Here is a 26,225-nt window from a genome sequence, read left to right as displayed (position 1 = left end):
TGCCCTCGCCTGCCCGGCCTTCACGAGTTGTTCAACGCCAGTGCCGGCGAGAACGTGCTGGTGCTGTTCTAGCATGATGGCAAGCCGCTGCCGCATACCGAGGGGCCGCTGGCCCTGCTGGCCGCCGACGACCTGCGCACCGGACCGCGCCACGTCAAATGGCTACGCGCGATCGAGGTACGCCAGGTCGTCGAATAGATGAGCCATAGCCCTGACCTATGATTTCGATAGAAATAATTTGATGCCATTACTGCACTGTGTGTGTCATCCCACAGTGCTCGCCTTTCCTGCTGGGCTATGTTGTTAAGGTTATTAATTAACCCTACAAGTTGAGAGGAAAAGCATGACGACTTCCAACCACTCCAGCCCTGTCGATGGCGCCGGCTCGATCCTGAGCACTGTTGCCGGTCCCTCGGACGCCAATCCACCGCAGAGCCTGGGTGTCAGCAACCCGGTCGCCGACCGCCTGCTCGACAAGATCCCTTCCGAGCAAGAGCTGGCGGCCGACCGCCCCTACAACGCCACCAAGGCCAGCGAATACGGCGATGCCGCGCGCACGCCGACCGAGGGCGAGACCTTCAAGCCATCCACCCACGCCGCCACCGGCAGCACCGCCAGCGAGATCATCGCCAATGACAAGGTCGGCTCGGGCAACCCGCCAGAAGGCGAGAACCCGACCACGGACCCGCTCGACCGCGTGCGCGTCGATCCGGCCAAGCGCCACCTGACCACAAACCAGGGCGTGCCGGTGGCTGACAACCAGCATTCGCTCAAGGCCGGCCTGCGCGGCCCGACCCTGCTGGAAGACTTCATCCTGCGCGAGAAGATCAGCCACTTCGACCACGAGCGCATCCCCGAGCGCGTGGTGCATGCGCGCGGCTCGGCCGCCCATGGCTACTTCGAGGCCTATGACGACTTCAGTGGCCTGACCCGCGCGGTGCCGTTCTCGAAGAAAGGCAAGCGCACCCCGGTGTTCCTGCGCTTCTCGACCGTGGCCGGCGAACGCGGCTCGACCGACACCGCGCGCGACGTGCGCGGCTTCGCGGTCAAGTTCTATACCGAAGAAGGCAACTGGGACCTGGTGGGCAACAATATGCCCGTGTTCTTCATCCAGGACGCGATGAAGTTCCCCGACCTGGTGCACGCGGCCAAGCCCGAACCGCATCACGCGATGCCGCAGGCGGCCACCGCCCACGACACCTTCTGGGACTTCGCCTCGCTGTCGCCCGAGATCGCGCACATGCTGATGTGGACGATGTCGGACCGCGCCATCCCGCGCAGCTACCGCACCATGCAAGGCTTCGGCGTGCACACCTTCCGCCTGATCAACGCCCAGGGCGAAGCGCGCTTCGTCAAATTCCATTGGACCCCGATGCAGGGCACCCATTCGCTGGTCTGGGACGAGGCGGTGCGCATCTCGGGCGCCGATCCCGACTTCCACCGGCGCGACCTGTGGGAGGCCATCGAAGCCGGCAACTTCCCTGAGTGGGAACTGGGCCTGCAGGTCTTCACCGAAGAGCAGGCCGCGGGCTTCCCCTTCGACGTGCTGGACCCGACCAAGATCGTGCCGGAAGAACTGGTGCCGCTCACGCCGGTGGGCAAGATGGTCCTGGACCGCAACCCCGACAACTTCTTCGCCGAGACCGAGCAGGTGGCGTTCTGCACTTCGCACGTGGTGCCGGGCATCGACTTCAGTAACGACCCGCTGCTGCAAGGCCGTAACTTCTCCTACCAGGACACCCAGCTCACCCGCCTGGGCGGCCCGAACTTCCACGAGATCCCGATCAACTCGCCGATCGTCCAGATCCAGAACAACCAGCGCGACGGGTTCCACCGCCAGGCGATCAACCGCGGCCGCGTGAACTACGAACCCAATTCGCTGGGCGGCGGCTGTCCTTTCCAGGCCGGCAAGATGGGCTTCACCAGCTTCCCCGAGCCCATCAGCGAGGACAAGGTGCGCGGCAAGCCCGAGCTGTTCGCCGACCACTACTCGCAGGCGCGCCTGTTCTGGCAAAGCCAGACCCCGGCCGAGCAGAACCACATCGTCAATGCCTTCCGCTTCGAACTGACCCGGGTGCAGACGCCGGCGGTGCGCATCCGCACGCTGGCCCTGCTGGCCAATGTCGACGACACCCTGGTGGCGCGCGTGGCCGAGGGCCTGGGCCTGGAAGTGCCGCAACCGCTGCCGCTGGCGACCGATGCGCCGATCCCGACCTATCCGCCGTCGCCGTCGCTGTCACTGCTGAGCCGTCCGGGCCAGACCGGCATCAAGGGCCGCCGCGTCGCGGTCCTGATCGCCAGCGGCGTGGACGACAAGGCGGTCAAGAAGCAGTACGCCAGCCTGCTCAAGGACGGCGCGGTGCCGCGCATGGTCGGCAATATGCTGGGCAAGGTGAAGGCGGCCGACGGCGATCCGATCGACGTCGAGATCTCGGTCGAGGCCGGGCCGTCGGTGATGTACGACGCCGTGATCGTGCCGGACGGCGCGCCGGCGGCCGAGGCGCTGGCGAAGAATGCCCAAGTGCTGGAATTCCTGCGCGAGCAGTACCGCCACGGCAAGCCGATCCTGGCCTACGGTACCGGGTCAAGCCTGCTGGCCAAAGCCATGATCCCGCAGAAGCTGCCGGACGGCTCGGCCGATCCGGGCCTGGTCCTGGGTGACCCGGCCAACGCGGACCTGGCGCTCGCCGCCTTCAAGACCGCGCTGGCCGGCCATCGCGTGTTCGCGCGCGAGACCGATCCGCCATCGGTCTGATCGCCACTGACGGTGGGAATAAGTTAGATTCGCGCCGGCGACGGTCGCTATAATCTTCCTGCGGCGCCGCGAAGTTCGCGGCGCCGCTTTATTTTGTCAACCAGCAGGAAAGACTACCGATGTTCTGTTCCCATTGCGGCGCACAGATGGCGCCCGACGCCGCTTATTGTTCCGTCTGCGGCAAGGCCGCCGGCGCCGGCCCGGTCAACCTGGACAAACCTTCCGCGCCTGCGCCACACACGGATGGCGGCATTCCCGATGGTGTCAAAGGCTGGAGCTGGGGCGCCTTCCTGCTCAACTGGATCTGGGCGATCGGTAACCGCAGCTGGATCGGGCTGCTGGCGCTCGTTCCCTACGTCGGCTGGATCGTGGTGTTCTGGCTCGGCTTCAAGGGGCGCGAGATGGCCTGGAAGAACAAGCAATGGGACAGCCTGGAGCATTTCAACCGGGTCCAGAGAAAATGGTCGCAGTGGGGGATCGGCATCACGATCGCCGCCATCGTCCTGGCCGTGCTGGCGGCCATGTTCGCGCCCGACGCCGTGGATCTGGATCTGGATGCGGACCGCACCGTCACCGTGCAGCGCAGCGAAGCTTTGGTGCGCGCGAACGACGCCGCCGTCACCGCGCGCGGCCTCATCGACAGCAATGCCGACAACCTGCCGGCCTCGCTGTCGACCGTCGCTGGCCTGCTCGACCGCCGCACGAATGCCGACGGCAGCCGCGCCGTCACCCTCGGCGGCAAGGTCTTGTTCAGCGGCGAGGACGCCGGCTGGCAGTTCCCGCTGCGCAGCTTCACGCTGTCGGGCGGCAAGGAGGCGATCCTGATGGCCAGCAGCGGCGGCCGCGGCGCCAGCTGCGAGACCATGTTCTTCTTCCTGCTCGCCGATGCGTCCGGCGTCAAGCCCACGCCGATGTTCGGCACCTGCGCGGCGCGCGGCAGCTTCGTGCAGCGCGGCGATGCCATCGAGCTCGAACTACCGGACGTCAACGGCGCCTCGACGATCGTGCTCGAGGATGGCGTCGTGGTCGAGGATGGCCAGGTGGTCAGCCTGACCGGCATGAACGATCCGTCGCGCTAAGCGGGATCAGCGCAATGGCGCGAAGAACAGCTGCTCGCCGGCCGGCTTGAACGAGGCGATGCGCGCCTGTCCTTCGGGCGAGGTGATCCACTCGATCAGCTGTTTCGCGCCCTTGTAGTTCACGCCCGCGTGCTTGGCGGGATTGACCGCGATGATCCCGTAGGGGTTATACATGCGCTTGTCGCCTTCGACCACGATCGCCAGTCCCGTCTTCGCTTTATAGGCGCCATAGGTGGCGCGGTCGGTCAGCGTGTAGGCGCGCATCTCTGCGGCCATGTTCAGCACCTCTCCCATGCCCAGGCCGGCCGACACGTAGTTGGCGCCCTGCGGCAGGGCGGCGGCGCGCTGCCAGTAACCCTTTTCCATCACATCGGTGCCCGAGTTATCGCCGCGCGAGATGAACTTGACGTTGGTCGCGGCGATGCGCTTGAAGGCGTCGACCACGTCCTTCGAGCCCTTGATGCGGGCCGGATCGGATTCCGGGCCGACCACGATGAAGTCGTTGTACATCACGTCGCGCCGGTCCACGCCCCAGCCTTCTCCGACAAACTTGTCTTCCATCTCGCGCGCATGGACCAGGGTCACGTCGACGTCGCCGTTTTTCGCCAGTTCGAGCGCCTTGCCGGTGCCGACCGAGATCACGTGGACCCTGGTATTGGTCTTCGCTTCGAACACCGGCAGCAGGTGCTTGAGCAGGCCCGAGTTCTCGGTGCTGGTGGTGGTCGACAGCTTGATCACTTCCTGCGCCAGTGCCAATGGCGAGGCGAAGGTGGCGCACAACAGCACGGCGAGCAGTGAACGGCGTTGCATGATGATCTCCTTGAGTTATCGTACTTCGAGTTGTCCTTCGCGCAGCTTGAGCCGCCGCACGCCGGGCAGGTTGATCAGGTCGCGGTCATGGCAGGCCATCACCACGCTGCTGCCCTGCCCGACCAGGGTCGGGATCAGCCCGATCACCTGCTCGCGCGCCGCGCCGTCGAGGTTGGCCGTGGGTTCGTCCAGCAGCAGCAAGCGCGGCTGCAACGCGCGTGCGCGCGCCAGCGCCACGCGCTGCTTCTCGCCGCCCGACAGGCGCGCCGGATCGTTGTCGCGCAGGTGCAGCACGCCGGCCCAGGCCATCGCCCCGTCGACCAGGCCGCGCACCCGGCCCCGGTCCACGCCGCGCGCCAGCAGGCCGTAGGCGATGTTGTGGCCGACGCTGGTCGAGAACATGATCGGATGCTGGTGCACGTAGACGATAGCGCGCCGCAGCGCCTGCGGATACGGGTACAGCGGCAGGCGGCCGCCTTCGAATTCGACCGTGCAGGCGCCGCAGCGTTCCAGGCCGCCGAGCATGCGCAGCAGCGTGCTCTTTCCGGTGCCGTTGGCGCCGGTCAGCACGTAGGCGCTACCCTTCTCGATCTCGAGCCGGGCGACGTCGAACAGCAGGCGCTCGCCATAGGCCTTGCGCAGGCCGTGCACCGTGAGTAGTGCGGTCATGACCGCGCTCCCGGATTGTGCGCCTCGCCCTGCAGCAGCACCAGCACGCCGTTCATCAACAGCGCCAGGGTCACCAGCACGATGCCCAGCGCGATGCCCTGGGCGAACTCGCCCTTGCTGGTCTCGAGGGCGATCGCGGTGGTGATGGTACGGGTCTCGCCCTCGATATTGCCGCCCACCATCAGCGCGCAGCCGACTTCGGAGATTACGCGCCCGAAGCCGCTGATCACGGCCGCCATCACGCCGTAGCGCGCCTCGTGCAGCACGGTGAACATCACGCGCAGGCGCGACGCGCCGTGGGCGATCGCGGTCTCGGCGTAGCGCGGGTCGAGCGCCTGCACCGCCGCCAGCGTGAAGGCCAGCAGCACCGGCATGCCGATGATGAACTGGCCCAGCACGATGCCCGGCTGCGAGAACAGCCATTCGAGTCCGCCCAGCGGCCCGCGCCGCGACAGCATCAGGTAGAGCAGCAGGCCGATCAACACGGTGGGCAGCGACAGCGCGGCCTGGGCCAGCCAGACCGCGATGCGGCGTCCCGGAAAGCGGTGCATGGCGATCAGGTAGCCGAGCAGCACCGCGGGCGGCGTGGCCAGCATCAGGCCGAGCAGGCTGGTCTTGATCGAGACCCAGACGATATGCCACAGGGCCGGGTCGCCGCTGAACAGCAGCGCGAAGGCGTGCGTGGTGGCGTCCAGCAGCCCCATTTAGTCGCGCAGGTCGGGACGAACGTAGGGCGTGTCCAGCAGCTGCGGCTCGAATACCAGGCGTTCATGCCCGGCCAGCAGCAGGAAATGGCGTCCGCTGCAGCGCGCCAGCAGCGACATGCCGACCCGCTCGGCCACCATCTGGCCCATCTGCGTCGTGCCCGAGCGCGACAGCAGGAAGGGGATGCCCATCTGGGCGCCCTTGATCACCATCTCGGACGTCAGCCGGCCGGTGGTATAGAACACCTTGTCGGCGCCATCGACGCCGTCGAGCCACATCAGGCCGGCGATGGCGTCGACCGCGTTGTGGCGGCCGACGTCCTCGACGAAGTACAGCAAGTCGCCCTCGCCCGTGAACAGCGCGCAGCCGTGCACCGAGCCGGCCTGCCTGTACACCGACTGCTGGGTGCGGATGGTGTCGACGATGCGGTAGACGCTCGATTGCGCCAGGCGCGCGTCGGCAGGCAGGGCGATCTGGTCCACCTCGTCCATCAGGCCGCCGAACACCGAGCCCTGGCCGCAGCCGGTGGTGACCACCTTCTTCGCGGTGCGCGCCTCGACGTCCTGGATACCGTGGCGGGTGACCACGGCCACCGCGTCCACCGACCAGTCGACCTGGATCGACACGATGTCTTCCAGCGCGCGCACCAGGCGCTGGTTGCGCAGGTAGCCCAGCACCAGCGCCTCGGGCGCGCCGCCCAGCGTCATCAGGGTGACCAGCTCGCGCCGGTCGACGTAGATCGTCAGCGGCCGTTCGGCCGGAATGGCGATGGTGGAACGGCGTCCGCGCTCGTCCATGGCCAGCACCTCGTGGGTCAGGACGGCGCGCGCCTCGGACAGCACCGGCCGCCCGGATGGCTCCCCATGGCGCATCACGCTGTGCATACTATCGCCGCTTGCGTCCTTCCTGGCCAAGACACTGTCTCCTGTCGGTTGTTGGCGGTTTTACAAAAACAGTATAAACCTCCAGAGTGGCGCACGGCTGAAACCATTTACTTTTATGCAAGTTCGCTTGCGATGCACCGCGCCAGGCGGTATAAAGTCTGCCCCTGTCGATCCATAGCCCGCCTCATGCAGCCCACTGACTATCGCCGCATCAGCGACATCCTGCGCCACGGCGCCGCCCGGCGCCCGGACGCCCCGGCCCTCGTCGACGACGGCCGCACCTGGTCGTATGCGCAGCTGGCCGCCGTCGCCGATGCGTATGCGGCGCTGCTGCGCGACCTTGGCGTGCGTCCCGGCGACCGCGTAATGCTGGTGGCCGAGAATGGCGTGGCCCAGGTGGCGCTGCTGTTCGCCGCCGCCGCCATCGACGCCTGGAGCGTCATCGTCAATGCGCGCCTGAGCGAGGGGGAGCTGGAAACCATCCGCACGCACAGCGGCGCGCGGCGCGTGCTCTACGTGACGGACAATTCGCCGGACGCCGCCCGTCACGCGGCGCGCGCCGGCGCCCTGCCCTGCGCGGGCGACCTGCACGGCGTGCTGGCGAGCGGACTGAATACAGCCTGCGTGCCCGAGCCCATGGAGGCCGGCGCTGACCAGGTCGCGGCCCTGATGTACACCACCGGCACCACCGGCCAGCCCAAGGGCGTGATGCTGAGCCACGCCGGCCTGTTGTTCGTGGCCGCGACCTCGAGCCGGCTGCGCGGCTTGACCCCGCAAGACCGCGCCTGGGGCGGCCTGCCGATTTCGCACGTCTATGGATTGACCTCGGTGCTGCTCGGCACCCTGTATGCAGGCGCCTGCCTGCACCTGGCGCCGCGTTTCGATGCCGGGGCCCTGCTGGCCTCGATCCGCGCCGGCGAGCTGACCATCGTGCAGGGTGTGCCGGCGATGTATGCGCGCCTGCTGGCGATGATCGAGGAAGCGGCCAGGCCGCTGGCGTCGCGCCTGCGCTTCTGCTACGCCGGTGGCTCGCCGCTCGATCCGGCCCTCAAGCGCGCGGCCGAAGCCATGTTCGGACTGCCGCTGCACAACGGTTACGGCCTGACCGAGGGCGGGCCGACCGTCAGCCAGACCCGCCTCGACGCCCCGCGCACCGACACCTCGGTCGGCCTGCCGATCCCCGGTGTCGAGGTGCGCATCGTGGCGCGCGATGGTCTCGACGTGGCGCCGGGCGAAACCGGCGAGCTATGGATACGCAGCCCGGGACGCATGCGCGGCTACTACCGCGATCCTGCCGCCACCGCGGCCGCGCTGCAGCCAGGCGGCTGGCTGGCGACCGGCGACCTGGCGCGCCAGGACCCGGACGGCGCCCTGTTCCTGCTGGGCCGCACGCGCGAATTGATCATCCGCTCCGGTTTCAACGTCTATCCGCTGGAGGTCGAGACGGCGCTGAACGCGCATCCGGCGGTGGTGCAGTCGGCCGTGGTAGGCCGGCCGCTGCCGGCGGCCGAGGAAGAAGTGGTGGCCTTCGTCGAGGCGCATGGGGTCGACGAGGCGGCGCTGCAGGCCTGGCTGCTCCCGCGCCTGGCGCCCTACAAGCGCCCGGCGCGCATCGTGTTCATGGACGCGCTGCCGGCCGCGCCGAGCGGCAAGATCCTCAAGAGCCGTCTGCCGTTGGCGTGAAGCCGCCGCACGTCGCCCCCGCGCAGGCGGGGACCCAAGTCCTCCAAGCCGCCGATACTGCCGAACGTAGCGTCAGCGCTAGCAACCTTAGGTTTCCGCCTCCGCAGGGACGACGTTACCGGCGCCGCTTCTTCCAGTCGTAACCGGGGCCAGTGACGTCGACGCCGGGATGGCCCACCACGTCCGGATGCTCCGAGCACATGGTGATGAAGCGCACGCCCTCGCCGGCGCGCTGGCGCTGGCGCAGCTCTTCCATGAACTGCATCGCCGGCACCATCTCGCTGGTGTCGAAAGGCCGGGCATGGGGCTCGCTCGTGGCGTCGCCGACGACGGTCCAGTACACCATATACATCGATTTTCTCCTCGCTGAAACGTGCCGCCATTTTAATGCCGACAGAAAGTAGGATTTGTCCGAAAAAAGCCGGTTATGTGGGCCACTTCACATAAGCGGTTGCATCGGGCCGTTAGGCTGGGATCTGTGTTCATTACGCAGGTACCGACTTCATGAATATTCAAACCGACGCCTCCACGCCGGACCTTGCCCTGTGGGGCGGTCTCGAATGCACGGTCAACCGCGTACGCGACAATTACTTCAGCCAGATGGACCGCAACGGCCACGCCGGCCGCCTGCAAGACATCGAACGCTTCGCTTCCCTCGGCGTCAAGGCGATCCGCTATCCGGTGCTGTGGGAACGCACCGCGCCCGACGGCGTCGACAAGGCCGACTGGTCCTGGCCCGACGAGCGCCTGCCGGTGCTGCGCCAGCTGGGCATCAATCCGATCGTGGGCCTGGTCCACCACGGCAGCGGCCCGCGCCACACCAGCCTGGTCGATCCCGCCTTCCCCGAGCTGCTGGCCGACTACGCCGGCGCGGTGGCGGCGCGCTATCCCTGGGTCGAGTACTACACGCCGGTGAACGAGATCTGCACCACGGCGCGCTTTTCGGGCCTGGCCGGGGTCTGGTATCCGCATGGCGGCGACGAAGCCACCTTCATCCGCGCCCTGCTGGTCCAGTGCCGCGCCACCGTGCTGTCGATGCGCGCGATCCGCGCCGTCAATCCCGAGGCCAAGCTGGTTCAGACCGACGACCTGTCGAAGACCTATGGCACCCCCGAGATGGAAGAGATCAGCGGCTTCTTCAACGAGCGCCGCTGGCTGGCCTGGGACCTGCTGTGCGGGATGGTCGACGAAAACCATCAACTGTGGACCTACCTGCGCGAATCAGGCGCCGGCGAACAAGAGCTGCGCTGGTTCCGCGAGAATCCCTGCCCGCCCGACGTGATCGGCGTGAACTACTACATCACCAGCGAGCGCTGGCTCGACCACCGTCCCGAACGCTATCCGGAAACCCACCGCCACGTGTTTCGCGGTGTGCCGCACGCCGACATCGAGGCGCCGCGCGCGCTGGCCACGCCGACGCCGGGCATCGCGCCGCTCTTGATGGAAACCTGGGAACGCTATGGCCTGCCGATCGCGGTCACCGAGGCCCATATCGACGCCAACCGCGAAGACCAGATGCGCTGGCTGCTCGAGATCTGGAATGCCGCGCTCAAGGCGCGCCAGCAAGGCGCCGACGTGCGCGCGGTCACGGTGTGGGCCCTGCTCGGCTCCTTCGACTGGAACTGCCTGGTGACCGAATGCCGCGGCTACTACGAGCCGGGGCCGTTCGACGTGCGCGGCCCGGCGCCGCGGCCGACCGCGCTCGCCACCCTGATGCGCGAGCTGGCCAGCAAGCGGCCGCTGTCCAATCCGGTGCTGCAGGGCGAAGGCTGGTGGCGCCGGCCGGGCCGCTTCCTGTGCAAGCCGGTCGCGACCCGCACGGCGGTGGCCGACATCGCCGTGCGCAGCCAGTTCAAGTCGAACCCCGTGCAGCCGATCCTGATCTCGGGCGCGAGCGGCACGCTGGGGTCAAGCTTCAAGCGCATCTGCGAGAAGCGCAACCTGGCCTGCCACGTGCTGACGCGCCAGGAGATGGACATCACCGATCCGGCCTCGGTGGAAGCGGCGATCGTGCGCTTCAAGCCGTGGGCGATCGTCAACGCTGGCGGCTATGTGCGGGTCGACGAGGCCGAAGCCGATCTTGACCGCTGCATGCGCGAGAACACGCTGGGCCCGACCGTCCTGGCGCTGGCCTCTATCCGCCACGCGCTGCGCTTCATGACCTTCTCGAGCGACCTGGTGTTCGACGGCGCCAGGCAGCAGCCCTACGTGGAATCCGACGCCACCAACCCGCTCGGCGTGTACGGCCGCAGCAAGCTCGAAGCCGAGCAGCGCGTGCTGGACGCCGACCCGCAGGCGCTGGTGATACGCACCAGCACCTTCTTCGGTCCCTGGGACCAGCACAACTTCGTCACCCAGGCCCTGAACGCGCTCGACCTCGGCCTGCCGTTCCAGGCGGCGGGCGACGTGACCGTGTCGCCGACCTATGTGCCGGACCTGGTCAACGTGTCGCTGGACCTCCTGATCGACCGCGAACGCGGCATCTGGCACCTGACGAACGGGGAAGCGCTGAGCTGGGCCGAGCTTGCACGGCGCGCCTGCGCGGCGGCCGGGGTCTCGAGCGACAGCCTGCAGGAAGTCTCGATCAAGGACTGCGGCTACGCCGCCCGCCGGCCGGGCTACAGCGCCATGAGCAGCGAGCGCGGCCTGCTCTTGCCGTCGCTGGACGACGCGCTCAAGCGCTATGTGGAAGCGGTGCAGGAACGGGCGAATGGCGTCAGCCTTGGCCACGAGCATGCGGGGGAGGCGGCGCATTACGCGCGTTGACCTTTCATTGTTACCTTTGGCACGTCATTCCCGCGCAGGCGGGAATCCAAGGATCACGCTGCACCACTTACACAAAACGTAGTGGCTGCGCGAAAGACTTAGGTTCCCGCCTGCGCGGGAACGACGTATTCAGGCCACGGGCCGAGGATCTTATTGCGCCTCGCCCGCCGTGAACTGCAGGTGATACAGATTGGCATACATGCCCTTGTGCGCCAGCAGTTCGTCATGCGTGCCCTGCTCCACGATGCGCCCGGCCTCCATCACCACGATGCGGTCGGCGCGTTCGATCGTCGACAGGCGGTGCGCGATCACGATCGTGGTGCGGCCGGCCATCAGGGTGTCGAGCGCCGCCTGCACCGCGCGTTCGCTCTCGTTGTCCAGCGCCGACGTCGCCTCGTCCAGGATCAGCAGCGGCGCATCCTTGTAGATCGCGCGCGCGATCGCCACCCGCTGGCGCTGGCCGCCCGACAGGCGCGAACCGTTCTCGCCGATGCGGGTGTCGATGCCGTCGGGCAGGCGCGCGACCACGTCCGTCAGGTGCGCGGCGCGGACGGCGGCGGCCAGGCGCTCGTAGTCGACCTGCTCGGCGCCGTAGGCGATATTGGCCGCCAGCGTATCGTCGAACAGCACCACGTTCTGGCTCACCATCGCCAGCTGGCCACGCAGCGAGGCCAGTTTGATGTCGGTATATGGCACGCCGTCCAGCAGCAGGCGGCCGGCTTCCGGATCGTAGAAGCGCGTGACCAGGTTCACGAAAGTAGACTTGCCGCCGCCGGACACGCCCACCAGCGCCACCGTCTGGCCCGGTTTTACTTCGAGCGAGACGCCGTTCATGGCCGGATTGAGCGCGTTCGGATACCGGAACACCACGTTGTCCAGCACCAGGTGGCCTTGGGCGCGCCCCAGTTCGCGGCTGCCGGTGTCGACTTCGGGCTCCGAATCGATGATCCCGAACACCGTCTCGGCCGCCGCCATCCCGCGCTGCATCGGGCCGTTGACCTCGGCCAGCGATTTCAGGGGCGTGAGCAGCATCAGCATCATGGTCACGAACTGGGTGAATTCGCCCACCGTCATGTCGGCCTGGATCGCCAGCACGATCACCAGCGACAGCGCCAGGGAAGTGGCGATCTGGGTCACCGGGGTGGTGGCGGCGAAGGCCACCGTCATGCGCTGCGAGAAGCCGCGCAGGGCTTCGCTGCGCTTATGGAAGCGCTGGCGCTCGTACCTCTCGCCCGCGAACACGCGGATCACCTGGTGGCCGCGCGCGGCCTCCTCGACCACGCCGGTCATCTCGGCGGTGACGCGCTGGCTCTCGCGGTTCAGGTTGCGCAGGCGCTTGGTGGTGGTGCGCACGATGACGGCGGTGAGCGGGATCACGACGATGGCGACCAGGGTCAGCTTCCAGTTCAGGTACAGCAGGGTGCCGAGCAGGCCGATCACCACCAGCACGTCGCGCACGCAGGCCACGAACACCGACTGGATCATGTCCACCACCTGGCGCACGTCGTTGACCACGGTGTTGATGATCTTGCCCGTCGATTCGTCCTGGTAGCGCGCCACCGGCAGGCGCAACACCTTTTCAAAGGCCATGGCGCGCATGTCGTTCAGCACACGGGACAGCACCCAGTTGTTGAAGTAGGCGGTGCCGAAGGTGCCGATGCCGCGCAGGATGAAGATCGACACCAGGATGGCCGGGATCCACCACAGGCTGAAGTCGATGTTCTCCTTGAAGCCGTCGTCGAGCAGGACTTTGAGCGCCTCGCCAAGCAGGGGCTGGGTGGCGGCCGTGATGGCCATCGACAGCAGCGCCATCCAGGCGCGCGATTGATACGGTTTGACCAGCGCGAGCAGGCGCCGGATGATGAGGTTAGTTTCCACGTTGTTCAACCTTTGCTTCCCTTGCCGGCCGCGTGGCCAGGCAGAATCCCATGAGCAGGAACACCATCAGCGCATAGAACATGCTGCCCTTGAGGGACCAGAAAATGACTTCGGTCAGGCCGAAGCTGAAGTAGCACAGCACCACCAGCATGCCGGCCAGCGCCGGCGCGAATTGCGGCAGGCTGGCGCCCAGCGCGCGGTCCGCGTTGCCGCTGCCCAGCTGGCGCGCGAAGAAGACGAAGGGCGCCGCCAGGATGCCGATCCAGGCCGCCAGCCCGAACACGCCGCCGGTGGCGAGCGCCTGCAGGGCGTCATTATGCAGGTGTTCGAGCGACAGGATCGCCGGATCGAGGGTGCCCTGCTCCACGAGGCGGCGGATCTCGGCGCGCACGGTGTTGCGGTCCAGGCCGAACAGCGGGCGCTCCTCGATCAGGATCGCCGCGCCTTTCCACAATTCGAGCCGGGTGCCGACGTTGGTGAAGACGTTGCCGCCGTCGACCCAGGTCTGGACGTCGTCCACGCCCTGCAGCGCGCGCTCCTGCATGCCGGTGGCCGGCACGAAGAAGGCGGCGCCGACCAGGGCGAAGCTGCCGGCCAGCAGCAGGCGCACCTTGCGGCTGCGCAGCAGCTGGGCATAGGAGAGGAACAGCAGCGCGGCCAGCGCCAGCGCGACCCAGGCGCCGCGGGTGCCGGTCAGCATGCAGGCGGCCAGCCCGGCCAGCGCCCCGATCCCGGCCAGCAGCGCCTTGCGGGTATGGTGGCGATAATCGATCGCCGCCGTCAGCGCCACCAGGCCCAGCACCAGGGCCAGGTCGCCGAAGGTGATCGCATTCAGGAAGCCGCCCGGCCGCTCGATCTGCAGCACGATGCGCTGCCAGGCGACGAAGGGCAGCGCGGCCACGCTACCGGCCACCACGCCCCACCACAGGGTGGAGGCGGACGGCCGCGCGAGCAGTACCAGGGCCAGGCAGGAGAGGCAGAGCAGCATGCGCGAAGGCTTGTCGAGCGAATCCAGGCCGGCCTCGGGCCGGATCAGGAAGGCGACGATGGCGAGCGCGAACTGGAACCAGAAGGCCGCGACCACCCAGCGGATCTCCTTCCAGTGCGGCGTCAGCGCAGCCCAGGCCTTGCGCGGCACGCACAGGGCCGACAGCAGGAACAGGAGGCTGGAAAATCCGATGCCGGATGGTGTGGTCAGGCTCAGGAAGGGAAACAGGAACACCTGGAAGCCGATCCAAACCTGCATTGGCTCCCGGGACATCATCGGCTTATTGTTCATTCAGGTTCTTGTGGGATATTCTTGCGACCTAGTCGGCTATTGAATCGGACAGCAATGCAGCAAACACAGACAATTTCGGTCGTGATCACCACGTATAACCGGCCCGACGCCCTGGAGGCGGTGGTGGAAGCCTGCTTTTTACAGGACGACAAGAATTTCGAAATCATTATCGCTGATGACGGCTCGGCTGCCAACACGCGGGACTGCATCGACCGCTTGGCCGCCAGGTCGCCGGTGCCCCTGAAACACGTGTGGCAGCCGGACGACGGCTTTCGCGCCGCCATGGCGCGCAACCGCGGCACGCTGGCGGCAACAGGCGACTATATCATTTTCCTGGACGGCGATTGCGTCCCGCAGCGCGACTTCATCCGCCGCCACCGGGCGCTGGCGCAACCCGGTTTCCTGGTTTCCGGCAGCCGCATCCTGCTGAGCCAGCGGCTCACCGAGCGCGTTTTGCGCGAACACATCGACGTCGCCGGCATGAGCGTGGGCGAACGCCTGCGCCATCGCCTGTCCGGCGACATGAACAAGGTGATCCAGACGATGCTGCGCTGGCCCGACCTCGGCCGCGTGCGCCGCAAGTTCAGCTGGCGCCGCATCAAGAGCTGCAACCTGGCGGTGTGGAAGTCGGACCTGGTAAAGGTAAACGGCTTCGACGAGAGCTTCACCGGCTGGGGCCACGAGGATTCGGATCTCGTGGTGCGGCTATTCCACGCCGGCGTGCTGCGCAAGGACGGCGCGCTGGCCACCGAGGTGCTGCACCTGTGGCACCGCGAGGCGCAGCGCGACCAGGAATCGAGCAACCGCAAGGTGGTGCTGGAGCGGGCCGCGAATGGGACCACGCAGGCGACGATCGGCTTGCGCGAGCACACGCAGCCAGACCGCTAACCGCCGCATCACCGTCGTTCCCGCGCAGGCGGGAACCCAAGTCGTTCGCACCGCAACTACATCAAACGTAGCCGCTGCGCGAGCAAACTTGGGTTCCCGCCTCCGCGGGAACGACGTGCGCGGTAGCGACAGGTCAGTATTCGACCGCCACGTCCTTCGCCCCCAGCGTCAGCTCCAGCGCCTGCTTGAGCGTATCCGATGGCCCCACCCGCCAGTCGTCGCCCAGCTGCACCACATACGGAATCCCGTTTGTCTGCAGGCGCAGGCTGACCGGCATCCCGTCCTGCACCCGGTAAGGCTGCAGCACCTCGGCGATCTTCGCCGGATCGACCGTGGTAGCCAGGTCCATCTCGAGCTTGTGCCCATACTGGATGCGCGAGGCCGCGATGTCGAACACCTTCTCGGCCGTGATGCGCAGGCCGCCGTTGAAGCGGTCTTCGGACACCTTGCCGACCACCAGCAGGAACTCGTCTTCCTTGAGCGCGTGCTTGTTGGCGTCGGCCACCTCGCTGTAGACCGTCACCTCGTGCACCGCGGTCTTGTCGTCCAGCGCCACGATCAGGATCTTGCCGCGCTGGGTCATCTGGGTGCGCACGCCGGTGATCACGCCGCACATCATGCGCGGGTCGCGCGACGGCTCCAGGTCCTTCAATTTGGTCTTGGCGAAGCGCCGCACTTCTTGCGCATACGAGTCGAACATATGGCCCGACAGGTAGTAGCCGAGCGCGATCTTTTCTTCGGACAGCTTCTGGCGGTCGGTCCAGGGCGTGGCCTTGACGTACTCGGGCGGCGCCACGAGGTCGGAATCGTCGCCGCCGAACAGGCTGACCTGGTTGGCGGCGGCCGCCGCCTGGCCGGCCGCTTCCATCGCGAACGCGACGGAGGCCAGCAACACGGCGCGGTCGACACCGAACGCGTCCATCGCGCCCGCGCGAATCAGCGATTCGATGGTGCGGCGGTTGATCTGCTTGCGGTCGACCCGCTTGCAGAAATCGAACAGGTCCTTGAACTTGCCGCCTTCCTTGCGCGCGGCGATGATGGCCTCGATCGCGCCCTGCCCCGCGCCCTTCACGCCGCCCAGGCCGTAGCGGATATTGGTCACCTGCTTGCCGGTCTTCGACTTCGCTTCGCCTTCCGGCGTGAAGCGGAACTGCGATTCGTTGACGTCCGGCGGCAGGATCACGAGCTTGCAGACCTCTTTCGCGTCTTCGACCAGGATCTTGATCTTCTCGGTGTCTTCCATCGCCAGCGACATATTGGCTGCCATGAACGCGGCGGTGTGGTGCACCTTGAGGTAGGCGGTATGGTACGACAGCAGCGCATAGGCGGCCGCGTGCGACTTGTTGAAGCCGTAGCCCGCGAATTTTTCCATCAAGTCGAAGATCTCGTCGGCCTTGGCGGTAGTGAGGCCATCCTTGGCGGCGCCGGCGCGGAAGATCTCGCGGTGCTCGGCCATCTCTTCGGCTTTCTTCTTGCCCATCGCGCGGCGCAGCATGTCGGCGCCGCCCAGCGAATAGCCGCCCACGATCTGCGCCATCTGCATCACCTGTTCCTGGTAGACCATGATGCCGTAGGTCTCGGACAGGATCGACTCGGTGCGCGGATCGGGATAGTCGAACTTCTCGCCGTGCTTGCGCTTGCAGAAGTCGGGAATCAGATCCATCGGGCCCGGACGGTACAGCGCCACCAGCGCGATGATGTCCTCGAAGCGGTCGGGACGCGCGTCCTTCAGCATGCCCTGCATGCCGCGCGACTCCAGCTGGAAGATCGCGACCGTCTTGGCGTCGGAGAGCAATTTGTACGAGGCGCGGTCGTCCAGCGGCAGCTTGGCCAGGTCGAATTCGCTCTCGGCCGGGTCGAGATCCTTGATGTAGTTGACGGCGCGGTCGAGGATGGTCAGCGTGGTCAGACCCAGGAAGTCGAACTTGACCAGGCCCACGGCCTCCACGTCATCCTTGTCGTACTGCGACACCACGCCGGCGTCGCCGCCCTGGGTGTACAGCGGGCAGAAGTCGGTGAGTTTACCGGGCGCGATCAGCACGCCCCCGGCGTGCATGCCGATGCCGCGCGTGATGCCTTCGACCTGCTGCGCCAGGTCGAGCAGCTGTTTTACTTCTTCTTCGTTCTCGAGGCGTTCCTTGAGCATCGGCTCTTCTTCGATCGCCTCGGCGATCGAGACCGGTTTACCCGGCTTGAACGGGATCAGCTTGGAGATGCCGTCGCAGAAGTTGTAGCCGAAGTCGAGCACGCGGCCGACGTCGCGGATCGCGCCCTTGGCTGCCATGGTGCCGAAGGTGGCGATCTGCGACACCGCATCGCGGCCGTACAGGTCCTTCACGTGCTGGATGACGAGCTCTCGCTTTTCCTGGCAGAAGTCGATGTCGAAGTCGGGCATCGAGACGCGTTCGGGGTTCAGGAAACGCTCGAACAGCAGGTTGTACTTCAGCGGATCGAGGTCGGTGATCTTCAACGCATACGCAACAAGGGAACCCGCGCCCGAGCCGCGGCCAGGGCCGATCGGCACGCCGTTGTTCTTGCCCCACTGGATGAATTCCGCCACGATCAGGAAGTAGCCCGGGAACTTCATGTTGATGATCGTCTTGTTCTCGAAATCGAGGCGCGCCTCGTAGCGCGGACGCTCCTTCTCGCGCTGCGCCTCGTTCGGATACAGCTGGACCAGGCGTTCCTCGAGACCTTTTTTCGTTTCCGCGACCAGGAATTCGTCGATCGTCATGCCCGGGGTCGGGAAGTTCGGCAACTGCGGCTTGCCCAGGGTGAGCGTAACGTTGCAGCGCTTGGCGATTTCGACGGAATTGGCGAGCGCGCCCGGCAAGTCCTTGAACAGCTCGGCCATCTCGTCCTGCGACTTGAAGCACATGTTCTCGTTGAAGCGGCGCACGCGCTTGGCGTTGGCCAGCATCTCGCCTTCGGCGATACACACGCGCGCTTCGTGGGCGATGAATTCGCTCTTGTCCAGGAACTGCACCGGATGCGTCGCCACCACCGGCAGCCCCAGGCGGCCGGCCAGCGCCACCGAATGGCGCACCTGCTGTTCCTGGTTGGGTTGCCCGGCGCGCTGGATCTCGATATAGAAGTGGCCCGGGAAGATCTTCGCCCAGCGCTCGGCATTGGCCTCGGCCTTCGCCAGGTCGCCGTTCTCGATCGCCTGGCCGACGTCGCCGAAATGGGCGCCCGACAGCACGATCAGGGCATTGTCTTGCGGCTCGTCGGGGTTCAAGGTCGAGACGGACGTGGCCAGCGCTTCAAGCCACTCGGTGCGCAGCTCGGCGCGGCCCTTGTGCTGGTTGGTGAGCCAGGCGCGCGCCAGCAGGTCGCACAGCTGCAGGTAGCCGGTGTGGTTCTTGGCCAGGATCAGCAGGCGGTGCGGCTTGTCGCGGTTGTCGTCGTTGGTGATCCAGGCGTCGACCCCGACGATCGGCTTGATGCCCTTGCCGCGCGCCGCCTTATAGAAACGCACCAGGCAGAAGGTGTTGGCCAGGTCGGTCACGGCCAGCGCCGGCTGGCTGTCCTTGACGGCCGCCTTGACCAGGTCGTCGATGCGGACCAGGCCGTCGACGATGGAGTATTCGGAGTGGACGCGCAGGTGGGTGAAAGTCGGGGAAGTCATCCCGGTATTTTACCGCGAGCCGGCTGGGAGCGGCATGTCGGGGGCGCCGCGCGACGACCGCGCCAGCGCATCCCGGCGCAAGGCCGGATGCGCTGGCGCGCGCTTGCATCAAGGAGATACCATGCCGATCAGGTCGATCTGCGAGAAGCCCGGCACACCACCGCTGAAGGTGGCGAGCAGCGTGATTTCATCGGCATCGGCCAGCGCATTGCCGTCCCTGTCGTCGTAATACAGGAGCATGGCGGCGTCATTGTCGCCATCGCGCACCAGTACCAGCGCACCGCCCGCGCCAACCACGACATTATCGAGTTCCAGCTTGAGCGTCGACATCGTGACTGAATTGTCATAGGGCAACTCAGCCGTGGACAGCGGCCCCAGGGCCTGGATCGTCAACGCCTCCGGTTCGACATTCCCATCGAAATGGAATTCGATCCGGTCGTTGGCGCCGAAATTGAAGATCAGGTCCTGCGCGTTGCTATTACCCTTGGCGTACTGGATCGTGAGCGCGCCGCCGCCGGCGTCGACCACGTCGCGCTCGGCGCCGGTGCGGACGGTCGCCATGGCGCCGGCGTTCACCTCATACATGAGGCTGCGGCCGTCGCTGCCGTTGTCGGTCGTCCCATTACCGAGCTTGACCGTCTGCTGCAAACCGTTCGACTGGATATTGAATACCTGCTGGAACACGTTACCGTTGACGCCGCCCGCGAATGCGATCGCGCCCGAGTCGAAGCGGCCGCTTGCCGTTGCGAAGGTGCTATCGCTCCAGCTCGCCATGTACACGCCCGTCGCCAGCGGCGCGTCGAAGTTCAGGTAGCCGCTCGCATCGACGCCGAAGCCGACGCCGTCGGTGTAGTCGACTGACAGGGCTGTCGGCACGCCCGAGCCGAAGTCGTACAGGGTGATGCCATCGGCATCGAGCAGCCCGCTGGCGGTGTTGGCCTGGATGACGTCATCCGGCTCGCCGCGCAGCCGGAATCCGCTGCCGTCCTTGCTGAAACGATAATTGATTCCGGCGAAATCCGAGATCACGGCCGGCTTGTCGATCATCTTCAGCGAACGCATCGAGGGGTCGATCTGCAGGTCCAGGATGCCCGCGTAGTCCTCCACCATGAGGCTGTTGATGCCGTTCCCATCGGTCCACTGCACCAGATAGGAAGCGCCGCTCGGGTTGCTATAGAAATTCCCATTGACCGCGTCACCGCGCACCACGGCCACCTGTCCGCTGGCGGGGCTGGTCAGATACTGGTCGACGACCTGCGCTGACTGCAAGCCGAAGGCGTTGGAAATGAACACGGTATCGCCCGCCTCCGCGCCGCTGATCACGTCCATTTCCGCCACGTCGCCGCCGTCGATGAACTGGCCGATGCGGGTGTCGCCGGCCAGGTAGCCGATGCGGCTGGCCTTCCCGTCGACCATCAGGTGGATCCGGTCGGCGCCGGCATTGCCCGCGATCGAGTCCTCGCCGCCGTTGGCGAAGATGACGTCGTTGCCGTCGCCACCGAACAGGTAGTCGTCGCCGGACGTGCCGTTCAACAGGTCGTCGCCGCCATAGCCCCACAGGTAGTTGCCCGACAGATTGGTGTCGGAATTGCCGGTACCGAACGCATAGGTGCGTCCGCTCGGATCGCTCACGTTGGCGCCGAGCTCCGGCGCGATCTGCAGCTGGCCCGTGCGTACGGTGAGCTGCTGGCCGAGCAGAATGTTCTGGCCCGCCACCACGCCATGGGAGGCGTGCGCGGTGTTCGCCACGATGCCGCCGATCTCGACCATGCCGGTCACCGGGCTGACGATCTCCAGGCCGTTGACGGTGGGCGTGAGCGTGAGCGCGATCCCGGCCGGGCCGTCGATATCCCATTCCTGGTGGTCGCCGACGTTGCCGGCGGCGTCGATCACGCGCAGCTCGATGGTCTGGTCGTCATCCGACAGGTCGATGCCCTGCAGCGTGAAGCTGCCATTGCTGCTCGCCTGCGGGGCGTCGACCCAGGTATCGCTGCCCTTGATGCGCCACTGGACGACGCCGTCGCTAGTGTCGTCGATGCTGAAGGTGACGTCGACGATCTCGTCTTCGGTCTTGAGCACGCCGTCATCGCCCTGGCCGATGCGCACGAAGCCCAGCTGGCCGTGCGGGTCGGTGACGTCGAGCAGGATCTCCTGCTGGTAAGGGGTGCCGACGGCGCCGCCAATGGCGTCGGCCACGCGCAGCTCCACCGTCAGCAGATGGTCGGGCATCGGCTCGCGCGCGCCGGCGCGGTACTCGCCGACCGGTACGCCCATCGTCAGGTCGACGTCCTCGAGCACGATGACGCCATTGACCGGTGCGATGTCGGTCCACTCGGTGCTGCCCTCGTGGCGGTACTGGATCTTCTGGCCCGGCTGCAGGGTGCCGCTGACGCTGAAACGGATGTCGACGGTCGATTCGTTGGTGACATGGTCGTTCGGCGCGCGGTCATCGTTACCGTGGTCGACACCTTCGAAGGTGAAGGTCACGCCCACCGGAGGCGTCGGGGTCGGGGCCGGACGCGGCGGATACACGACGTCGATCGCGGCCGCCAGGCCGCCTTCGGCCAGCGCATCGACCACGTCCTGCAGGGTGGCGCGGGCCGGCATCACTTCGAGTACCTTGGCCATGCCGCCCCCGCGCAGCAGCGATTCCAGCGTGGCCGGGTTGCCGGCCGCCGCCTTGGCCACGTCGGCCAGGGCTTGCGCCAAAGTGACCGGGTCGAGCAGGCCACGCGGGGTGTCGAACAGCGCCAGCAGCGTGCTGCCGGTGGCGATCGCCTCGACCACGGCGGGCGCCTTGCTGGCGACGTCGGCGAAGGCGAGCGCGGCATCGACCGCCCTGGCCAGGTCGGCTTCGGATGCTTGCGGCGTCACCGCGCGCACCAGCACGCGCGCGGCCTCGATCGAAGCGTAGCCGGCGTACTGGCTGCCCGATTCCTCCACCTTCGCGGTAAATGCGTCGGCGGCGCCCTGGCGCAGCGCCGACAGGCGGGCGTCGCTGCCCTGGGCGCCATTCATGATCGCGACGGCGACGTCGGCCATCGAGGCGTGGCCCTGCTCGAGCACGTCGGTCCAGTAGGCCAGGCCGATCGCGTCCGGCGCGCGGTTGAACAGTTGCTGGTAGATCTCGGCGATGCGCTCGGCCGCGCTGTCGGTGCCGAAGCGCACGCGGGCTTCTTCCGAGTTGGCGAAGGCATCGGTGATGAAGGCGAGGTTGCCGCCGTTGCTGTCCAGGTGCTGGGCCCAGAACGTCATGCCGGCTGGATCGGCCGGGCGACCGAAGAAGGCGAGATAGAAGGAATTAACCGTGGATTCGTGTTGGGTAAGCATACTCATGGCTCGATGGCTGTGGTCGGGCATGGTCAAGTTGTCATGCGTCATGAGTATGTATCTGAATGTAATTGCGAACTGGAAATTATTGGTACTTCGTCCGTTTTTGTAGGATTTTACCTACAAAATATTATCAATATATTACATATTTACAAGCAATTTAATGGTTTGAAATTAATTTACAGGCAAATTTTCTGTGCAGCGCCTGCGCGTGCAAAGCCCGTCAGCCATGCCGAGGAATGGATGTTGGGCTGCCCCTGCGATCAGCCCGGGATGCCGGTACCAACCAGGATGATGTCGTCCTGATCCGGAATTGCGCCGCTGAACATGGCGATCATGGTCAGTTCGCCCTGGTCGATGTCGGTACCCCGGTCCAGGTCCATGTACTGGAACAAGGCGGCAGTGGTGCCCGACTGCGCCGGAACAGCAGGCCCGATCCAGGGGTCTTGCCGCCCACGTCGAGGCCGGCATTGGTGGTGGCGTAGGTCGCGGCGTTGATGACGCTGGACTGCTCAGTTATCCCAGGTTTTATTTTTTGCAAGATTTTAATCGATCCTGCCAGGCCTGCCCGCCAGCGGCGGACAGGCCGTCCGGCATTACGCCTCTGGCGGCAGGTAGCTGCCAACCAGGTGAATATCGCCGGTGTTGACGATACCCTGGTCGAACACGCCGAGGAAGGCGATATCACCCTGGTCGATCTTCTGGTTGGTGGTCTTCTCGATATACGACAGCAGGATGCTCTGGTCTTCGTAGGTCGCAAGAATCAGCAAGCCCTTGCCCTGGGCGATGTTCGACACATTCAGGGCCGCGTTGAGCGCCCCAAGGGTGTTGCCACCGGCCAGCGCAGCGAATGCCGCCGCACCTGGCAGATTGATCTGGACGGCTTCGGTGCCAACCGGCGGCACGTATTTGTCGCCCGCTGCGGTATTCCAGGTCAAGTTGCCATTGCGGTCCTTGTCGAACAGGATCGCGGTGTCGTTGGTGATCTCGATCTTGTCGCCATCGGGGCCGGTGCCGGTGTCGAAGCCGAGCACGACGTCATACGCGCCCTGCGACAGCTTGTCGAACTGGATGGTCAGCGCGCTGCCATTGTCGGCGATCAGGTCGTTGCCACCGCCGGCGTGGATGACGGCATTGATACCTTGCTGGCCGATGTAGGCGATGTTGACCTTGTCGTCGTTCGACGCGTTGACTCCCGTCGAGCTCAGCCACTCCATGCTGTCGATCGCAAAACCGGGCAGCGCCACCGTGGCGATCGAGCCGCCGACGAACAGCTCGCTGCCGGCTTCCACATCCACGCCGGCGCCGGTGACGAAGGCGCCTTTTTCCCAGCCGAGCTGGTACAGGCCCAGCGCCGGCATGGCGTCGAGGGTCAGGACGTTACTGGCCAGCTTGAAGTTCGCGCCATCGAAGAAGTCCGGCGTCGTCACCCCCGCACCGGTATTGAAGCTCTTGAAGGTCAGGTCGGCCGGGTTCACCGATGCCAGCGTATCCAGGCCGGCGTCCAGAAGGAGCTTCGGACCGGTCGGGCCGAATTGCGGCGTCACGCTGGCGATCTCTGCCAGCGGCACGTCGTTGAAGCTGCTTTCGACGGACGTCGACTTGGAGCTCGTGGCATTGCCGGCTTGGTCGACCACGCGCACGGCGACGGTACGGTCCTTGGTGCTGAAGTCGACGTTGCTGACAGTCAGGATGCTGGTCGTGACGTCGAAGGCGTTCGCGTCGAGGTCTTCCCACTCGCCGTCGTCGAGGCTGAACTGGAAGGTGTCGCTGGCATTCAAGGCGCCGTCGAATTCGAAGCGGACGTCGGCCTTTTCCAGCGTGGTCAGCCATTCCTCTTCGACACTGGCGCCCTCGAGGCTGTCGAACAGGAATTTACCTTCCGGCGCGGTCGTGTCGAGCTCGAACTCGAGCGCGTCGCTCGGATCACTGCTGTTGCCGGCGGCGTCGATCTGGCGCACTTGCACCGAGACGGGGCCGTCTTCCACGTCGTCGAGCGTCAGCACCGCCGTGTCGTTGTTGCCGTTGAGCGCGCCGAAGATCCACTCGCCGCCGTTGATGCGGTATTCCCAGGCGTTCAGGCCCGAAGTATCCAGGTCGCTGATCGCGATCTTGTTGACATTGGTGATGCCGTCTTCCGGCACGCCGCTGTCCTTGCTCAGCGCGATGGTGGGCTCTTTCGGCGCGGTGCGGTCGAGCGTGAAGGTGATCGAAGATTCCTGGCTCTGGTTACCCGATACGTCGGTCTGGCGCATGCGGACGGTGTAGTAGCCATCGTCCTTCAATTCAGGCATCTTGTCCGACCAGACACGCTCGGGAAGCAATGGACCCCGTCCGTAGTTGGTCGGGTCCAGGCTGTATTCGACTTTGGCGCCGGGCTCCACGTTCTCGAGGTACAGCTCAGCCTTGTTGGTCACGTTATGGGCGGCATTGCCGAAGTGCATAGTATTGTCATTCGGCAGCACCCGAGCCTGCGGCGCGGCCGCGTAGTGGTCCCACACGATTTGCTGGCTGTCCGATGCGACCAGCTTGACGGTGGCGCCGGTGGTGTCGACCACACGCACATAGACCGTGGTGGCCAGGTCGGCGTTCGGGTCGATGCCGCTGTCGTCATCGTCGTCCAGGTCCAGGGTGGTGAAGTCCGGCATCATGATCGGATCGAGCGGTGAACCCAGGCTCAGGTCGATGGCATGCAGGGCGACGGTCTTCGACGAGGACGAAGGCACCACACCGTTGCTGCTCCAATTCTCATTGTCCAGGCTGAACTCGAAACGCTCACCGGCCGCCAGTTCGCGACCCGAATACTCGAACTCGACCACCGGCTTTTGCTTGCGGGTGGTGAAGTCGACCTGGGTGTCGCCTTCGGGCTGCTCCAGCGAGTGGAAGTCGATCTTCAGTTCCGACACGGGCGTGGCGGGCACTGGTTTGCTTGGCGGATAAACGACATCGACCGCGGCCGGCAAGCCGCCCTTGGCCAGCGCCTCGACCACGTCCTTCAGGGTGGCGTTGGCAGGCATCACCTTGAGCACCTTGTCCATGCCGCCGCCGCGCAGCAGCGACTCGAGCGTGACCGGGTCGCCGGCGGCCGCCTTGGCGGTATCGGCCAGCGCCTGGGCCAGGTTGACCGGCTCACCCTTGCCGCGTGCGGTGTCGAACAGGGCCAGCAGGGTGGTGTTGACGGCGATCGCCTCGACCACTTGCGGGGTCTTGGTGGCGGTATCGGCGAACGAAACCGCGGCCTTCACCAGCAGGTCCAGGTCGGCCTGGGTCGCGCCAGGCGTGACCGCGCGCACCAGGATGCGGGCCGCTTCGATCGACGCGTAGCCGCTGTATTCGGTGCCGCCGGATTCGACCGCGGCGGTGAAGGCGTCGGCCGCCTGCTGGCGCAGTTCGGACAGGCGCGCATCGCTGCCTTGCGCGCCACCGAGGATGGCGACGGCGACGTCGGCCAGCGAGGCATTGCCCTTGGCGACGACGTCGGTCCAGTAAGCCAGGCCGGTAGCGTCCGGTGCGCGGTTGAACAGGTGCTGGTAGATCTCGGCGACACGTTCGCCCACGGTATCGGTACCGAAGCGCACTTGCGCTTCTTCCGAGGTGGCGAAGGCCTGGGTGATCGCGCCCAGCTCGCCATTATTGGCGGCCAGTTGCTGCGACCAGAACTTCAGGCCCGCTGGATCAGCTGGACGGCCATAGAAGGCCAGGTAGAAGGAATTTACCGTGGAATCGTAGGTGCTGAAAGTGCTCATGTATGGTCTCGTGAAGGGCCGGGCTTGAAGTTGCCGCGTAGTATCAGTATGTGATACTCAGCCATTTCCGAAAACACATTGTTCAAAATCAAGAGATTTTTGTCGTCTTATTCCTACAAAAGATA

16 protein-coding genes are annotated in these 26,225 nt (G+C 66.0%); 5 read left to right on the top strand and 11 right to left on the bottom strand.

Features of this window, described 5'->3' with window-relative positions:
• Nucleotides 1-343: 343 nt before the first annotated feature.
• Both SOM28_RS08895 and SOM28_RS08890 read left to right on the top strand, forming a co-directional pair.
• A complete protein-coding gene (locus tag SOM28_RS08895) occupies nucleotides 344-2,755 on the top strand; it encodes a catalase (RefSeq protein ID WP_320467892.1) in 2,412 nt (803 codons plus the stop codon).
• A 119-nt stretch (nucleotides 2,756-2,874) separates the two neighbouring features.
• The gene (locus SOM28_RS08890; protein ID WP_320467891.1) at nucleotides 2,875-3,834 is read left to right on the top strand and encodes a zinc ribbon domain-containing protein; all 960 of its coding nucleotides are present in this window, start codon (nucleotides 2,875-2,877) and stop codon (nucleotides 3,832-3,834) included.
• A 6-nt stretch (nucleotides 3,835-3,840) separates the two neighbouring features.
• On the opposite strand, the gene SOM28_RS08885 is transcribed toward SOM28_RS08890, so the two are convergent.
• The 4 genes from SOM28_RS08885 to SOM28_RS08870 are packed head-to-tail and all read right to left on the bottom strand — an operon-like array spanning nucleotide 3,841 to nucleotide 6,902.
• Nucleotides 3,841-4,644 (bottom strand): ABC transporter substrate-binding protein, encoded by an 804-nt coding sequence (locus tag SOM28_RS08885; RefSeq protein WP_123069355.1) that lies wholly within the window; start codon nucleotides 4,642-4,644, stop codon nucleotides 3,841-3,843.
• A 15-nt stretch (nucleotides 4,645-4,659) separates the two neighbouring features.
• On the bottom strand, nucleotides 4,660-5,313 hold the full coding sequence (locus tag SOM28_RS08880) for an energy-coupling factor ABC transporter ATP-binding protein (protein ID WP_123069354.1): 654 nt from the start codon (nucleotides 5,311-5,313) through the stop codon (nucleotides 4,660-4,662).
• Nucleotides 5,310-6,017 (bottom strand): ABC transporter permease, encoded by a 708-nt coding sequence (locus SOM28_RS08875; protein WP_320467890.1) that lies wholly within the window; start codon nucleotides 6,015-6,017, stop codon nucleotides 5,310-5,312. Before SOM28_RS08875 ends, SOM28_RS08880 begins: the two co-directional genes overlap by 4 nt.
• A complete protein-coding gene (locus tag SOM28_RS08870) occupies nucleotides 6,018-6,902 on the bottom strand; it encodes a formate dehydrogenase accessory sulfurtransferase FdhD (RefSeq protein ID WP_414675168.1) in 885 nt (294 codons plus the stop codon).
• A gap of 186 nt (nucleotides 6,903-7,088) precedes the next feature.
• Between SOM28_RS08870 and SOM28_RS08865 the strand changes: the two genes are divergently transcribed.
• Nucleotides 7,089-8,585 (top strand): class I adenylate-forming enzyme family protein, encoded by a 1,497-nt coding sequence (locus tag SOM28_RS08865; protein ID WP_320467889.1) that lies wholly within the window; start codon nucleotides 7,089-7,091, stop codon nucleotides 8,583-8,585.
• 115 nt (nucleotides 8,586-8,700) lie between these two features.
• On the opposite strand, the gene SOM28_RS08860 is transcribed toward SOM28_RS08865, so the two are convergent.
• The gene (locus tag SOM28_RS08860) at nucleotides 8,701-8,937 is read right to left on the bottom strand and encodes a hypothetical protein (RefSeq protein ID WP_123069351.1); all 237 of its coding nucleotides are present in this window, start codon (nucleotides 8,935-8,937) and stop codon (nucleotides 8,701-8,703) included.
• Between the two features lie 152 nt (nucleotides 8,938-9,089).
• Here SOM28_RS08860 and SOM28_RS08855 point away from each other — a divergent pair, with 152 nt between their 5' ends.
• Entirely contained in the window at nucleotides 9,090-11,351 is a 2,262-nt protein-coding gene (locus SOM28_RS08855; protein WP_320467888.1) for a family 1 glycosylhydrolase, read from the top strand.
• Nucleotides 11,352-11,501: 150 nt separating this feature from the next.
• Here SOM28_RS08855 and msbA read toward each other — a convergent pair whose 3' ends face one another.
• Together msbA and SOM28_RS08845 are read right to left on the bottom strand one after the other, a co-directional pair.
• Nucleotides 11,502-13,229, bottom strand: a complete 1,728-nt coding sequence (gene msbA / locus SOM28_RS08850) for a lipid A export permease/ATP-binding protein MsbA (RefSeq protein ID WP_320467887.1) — start codon at nucleotides 13,227-13,229, stop codon at nucleotides 11,502-11,504.
• Complete coding sequence (locus SOM28_RS08845) at nucleotides 13,219-14,475, bottom strand: O-antigen ligase family protein (RefSeq protein ID WP_320467886.1); 1,257 nt, start codon at nucleotides 14,473-14,475, stop codon at nucleotides 13,219-13,221. The genes msbA and SOM28_RS08845 overlap by 11 nt, the downstream gene beginning before the upstream one ends.
• 87 nt (nucleotides 14,476-14,562) lie before the next feature.
• Between SOM28_RS08845 and SOM28_RS08840 the strand changes: the two genes are divergently transcribed.
• Nucleotides 14,563-15,396, top strand: coding sequence for a glycosyltransferase family 2 protein (locus SOM28_RS08840; RefSeq protein ID WP_320467885.1), 834 nt, complete (start codon nucleotides 14,563-14,565; stop codon nucleotides 15,394-15,396).
• A 133-nt stretch (nucleotides 15,397-15,529) separates the two neighbouring features.
• Here the strand turns inward: SOM28_RS08840 and dnaE are convergent, their stop codons facing one another.
• The 4 genes from dnaE to SOM28_RS08820 form a co-directional block, all read right to left on the bottom strand.
• Nucleotides 15,530-19,024, bottom strand: a complete 3,495-nt coding sequence (gene dnaE, locus SOM28_RS08835) for a DNA polymerase III subunit alpha (protein WP_320467884.1) — start codon at nucleotides 19,022-19,024, stop codon at nucleotides 15,530-15,532.
• 108 nt (nucleotides 19,025-19,132) lie between these two features.
• Nucleotides 19,133-22,354, bottom strand: coding sequence for a DUF4214 domain-containing protein (locus SOM28_RS08830; RefSeq protein ID WP_320467883.1), 3,222 nt, complete (start codon nucleotides 22,352-22,354; stop codon nucleotides 19,133-19,135).
• A gap of 263 nt (nucleotides 22,355-22,617) precedes the next feature.
• The gene (locus tag SOM28_RS08825; protein WP_320467882.1) at nucleotides 22,618-22,749 is read right to left on the bottom strand and encodes a hypothetical protein; all 132 of its coding nucleotides are present in this window, start codon (nucleotides 22,747-22,749) and stop codon (nucleotides 22,618-22,620) included.
• Between the two features lie 201 nt (nucleotides 22,750-22,950).
• Entirely contained in the window at nucleotides 22,951-26,100 is a 3,150-nt protein-coding gene (locus SOM28_RS08820; protein WP_320467881.1) for a DUF4214 domain-containing protein, read from the bottom strand.
• Nucleotides 26,101-26,225 lie beyond the last annotated feature (125 nt).

The sequence above is a fragment of the Massilia sp. CFBP9026 genome (assembly GCF_034045165.1).
Lineage (GTDB): Bacteria > Pseudomonadota > Gammaproteobacteria > Burkholderiales > Burkholderiaceae_D > Telluria > Telluria arenae.
This window is presented reverse-complemented; position numbering and strand designations above follow the sequence as displayed.

What these genes read in the sequence shown, in the direction of transcription:
- SOM28_RS08840 (WP_320467885.1), top strand. Translation starts at nt 14,563, where the DNA reads ATGCAGCAAACACAGACAATTTCGGTCGTGATCACCACGTATAACCGG.
- SOM28_RS08870 (WP_414675168.1), bottom strand. Translation starts at nt 6,902, where the DNA reads ATGCACAGCGTGATGCGCCATGGGGAGCCATCCGGGCGGCCGGTGCTG.
- dnaE (WP_320467884.1), bottom strand. Translation starts at nt 19,024, where the DNA reads ATGACTTCCCCGACTTTCACCCACCTGCGCGTCCACTCCGAATACTCC.
- SOM28_RS08895 (WP_320467892.1), top strand. Translation starts at nt 344, where the DNA reads ATGACGACTTCCAACCACTCCAGCCCTGTCGATGGCGCCGGCTCGATC.
- SOM28_RS08860 (WP_123069351.1), bottom strand. Translation starts at nt 8,937, where the DNA reads ATGTATATGGTGTACTGGACCGTCGTCGGCGACGCCACGAGCGAGCCC.
- SOM28_RS08875 (WP_320467890.1), bottom strand. Translation starts at nt 6,017, where the DNA reads ATGGGGCTGCTGGACGCCACCACGCACGCCTTCGCGCTGCTGTTCAGC.
- SOM28_RS08890 (WP_320467891.1), top strand. Translation starts at nt 2,875, where the DNA reads ATGTTCTGTTCCCATTGCGGCGCACAGATGGCGCCCGACGCCGCTTAT.
- SOM28_RS08855 (WP_320467888.1), top strand. Translation starts at nt 9,090, where the DNA reads ATGAATATTCAAACCGACGCCTCCACGCCGGACCTTGCCCTGTGGGGC.
- SOM28_RS08820 (WP_320467881.1), bottom strand. Translation starts at nt 26,100, where the DNA reads ATGAGCACTTTCAGCACCTACGATTCCACGGTAAATTCCTTCTACCTG.
- SOM28_RS08865 (WP_320467889.1), top strand. Translation starts at nt 7,089, where the DNA reads ATGCAGCCCACTGACTATCGCCGCATCAGCGACATCCTGCGCCACGGC.
- SOM28_RS08845 (WP_320467886.1), bottom strand. Translation starts at nt 14,475, where the DNA reads ATGCAGGTTTGGATCGGCTTCCAGGTGTTCCTGTTTCCCTTCCTGAGC.
- SOM28_RS08885 (WP_123069355.1), bottom strand. Translation starts at nt 4,644, where the DNA reads ATGCAACGCCGTTCACTGCTCGCCGTGCTGTTGTGCGCCACCTTCGCC.
- SOM28_RS08880 (WP_123069354.1), bottom strand. Translation starts at nt 5,313, where the DNA reads ATGACCGCACTACTCACGGTGCACGGCCTGCGCAAGGCCTATGGCGAG.
- SOM28_RS08830 (WP_320467883.1), bottom strand. Translation starts at nt 22,354, where the DNA reads ATGCTTACCCAACACGAATCCACGGTTAATTCCTTCTATCTCGCCTTC.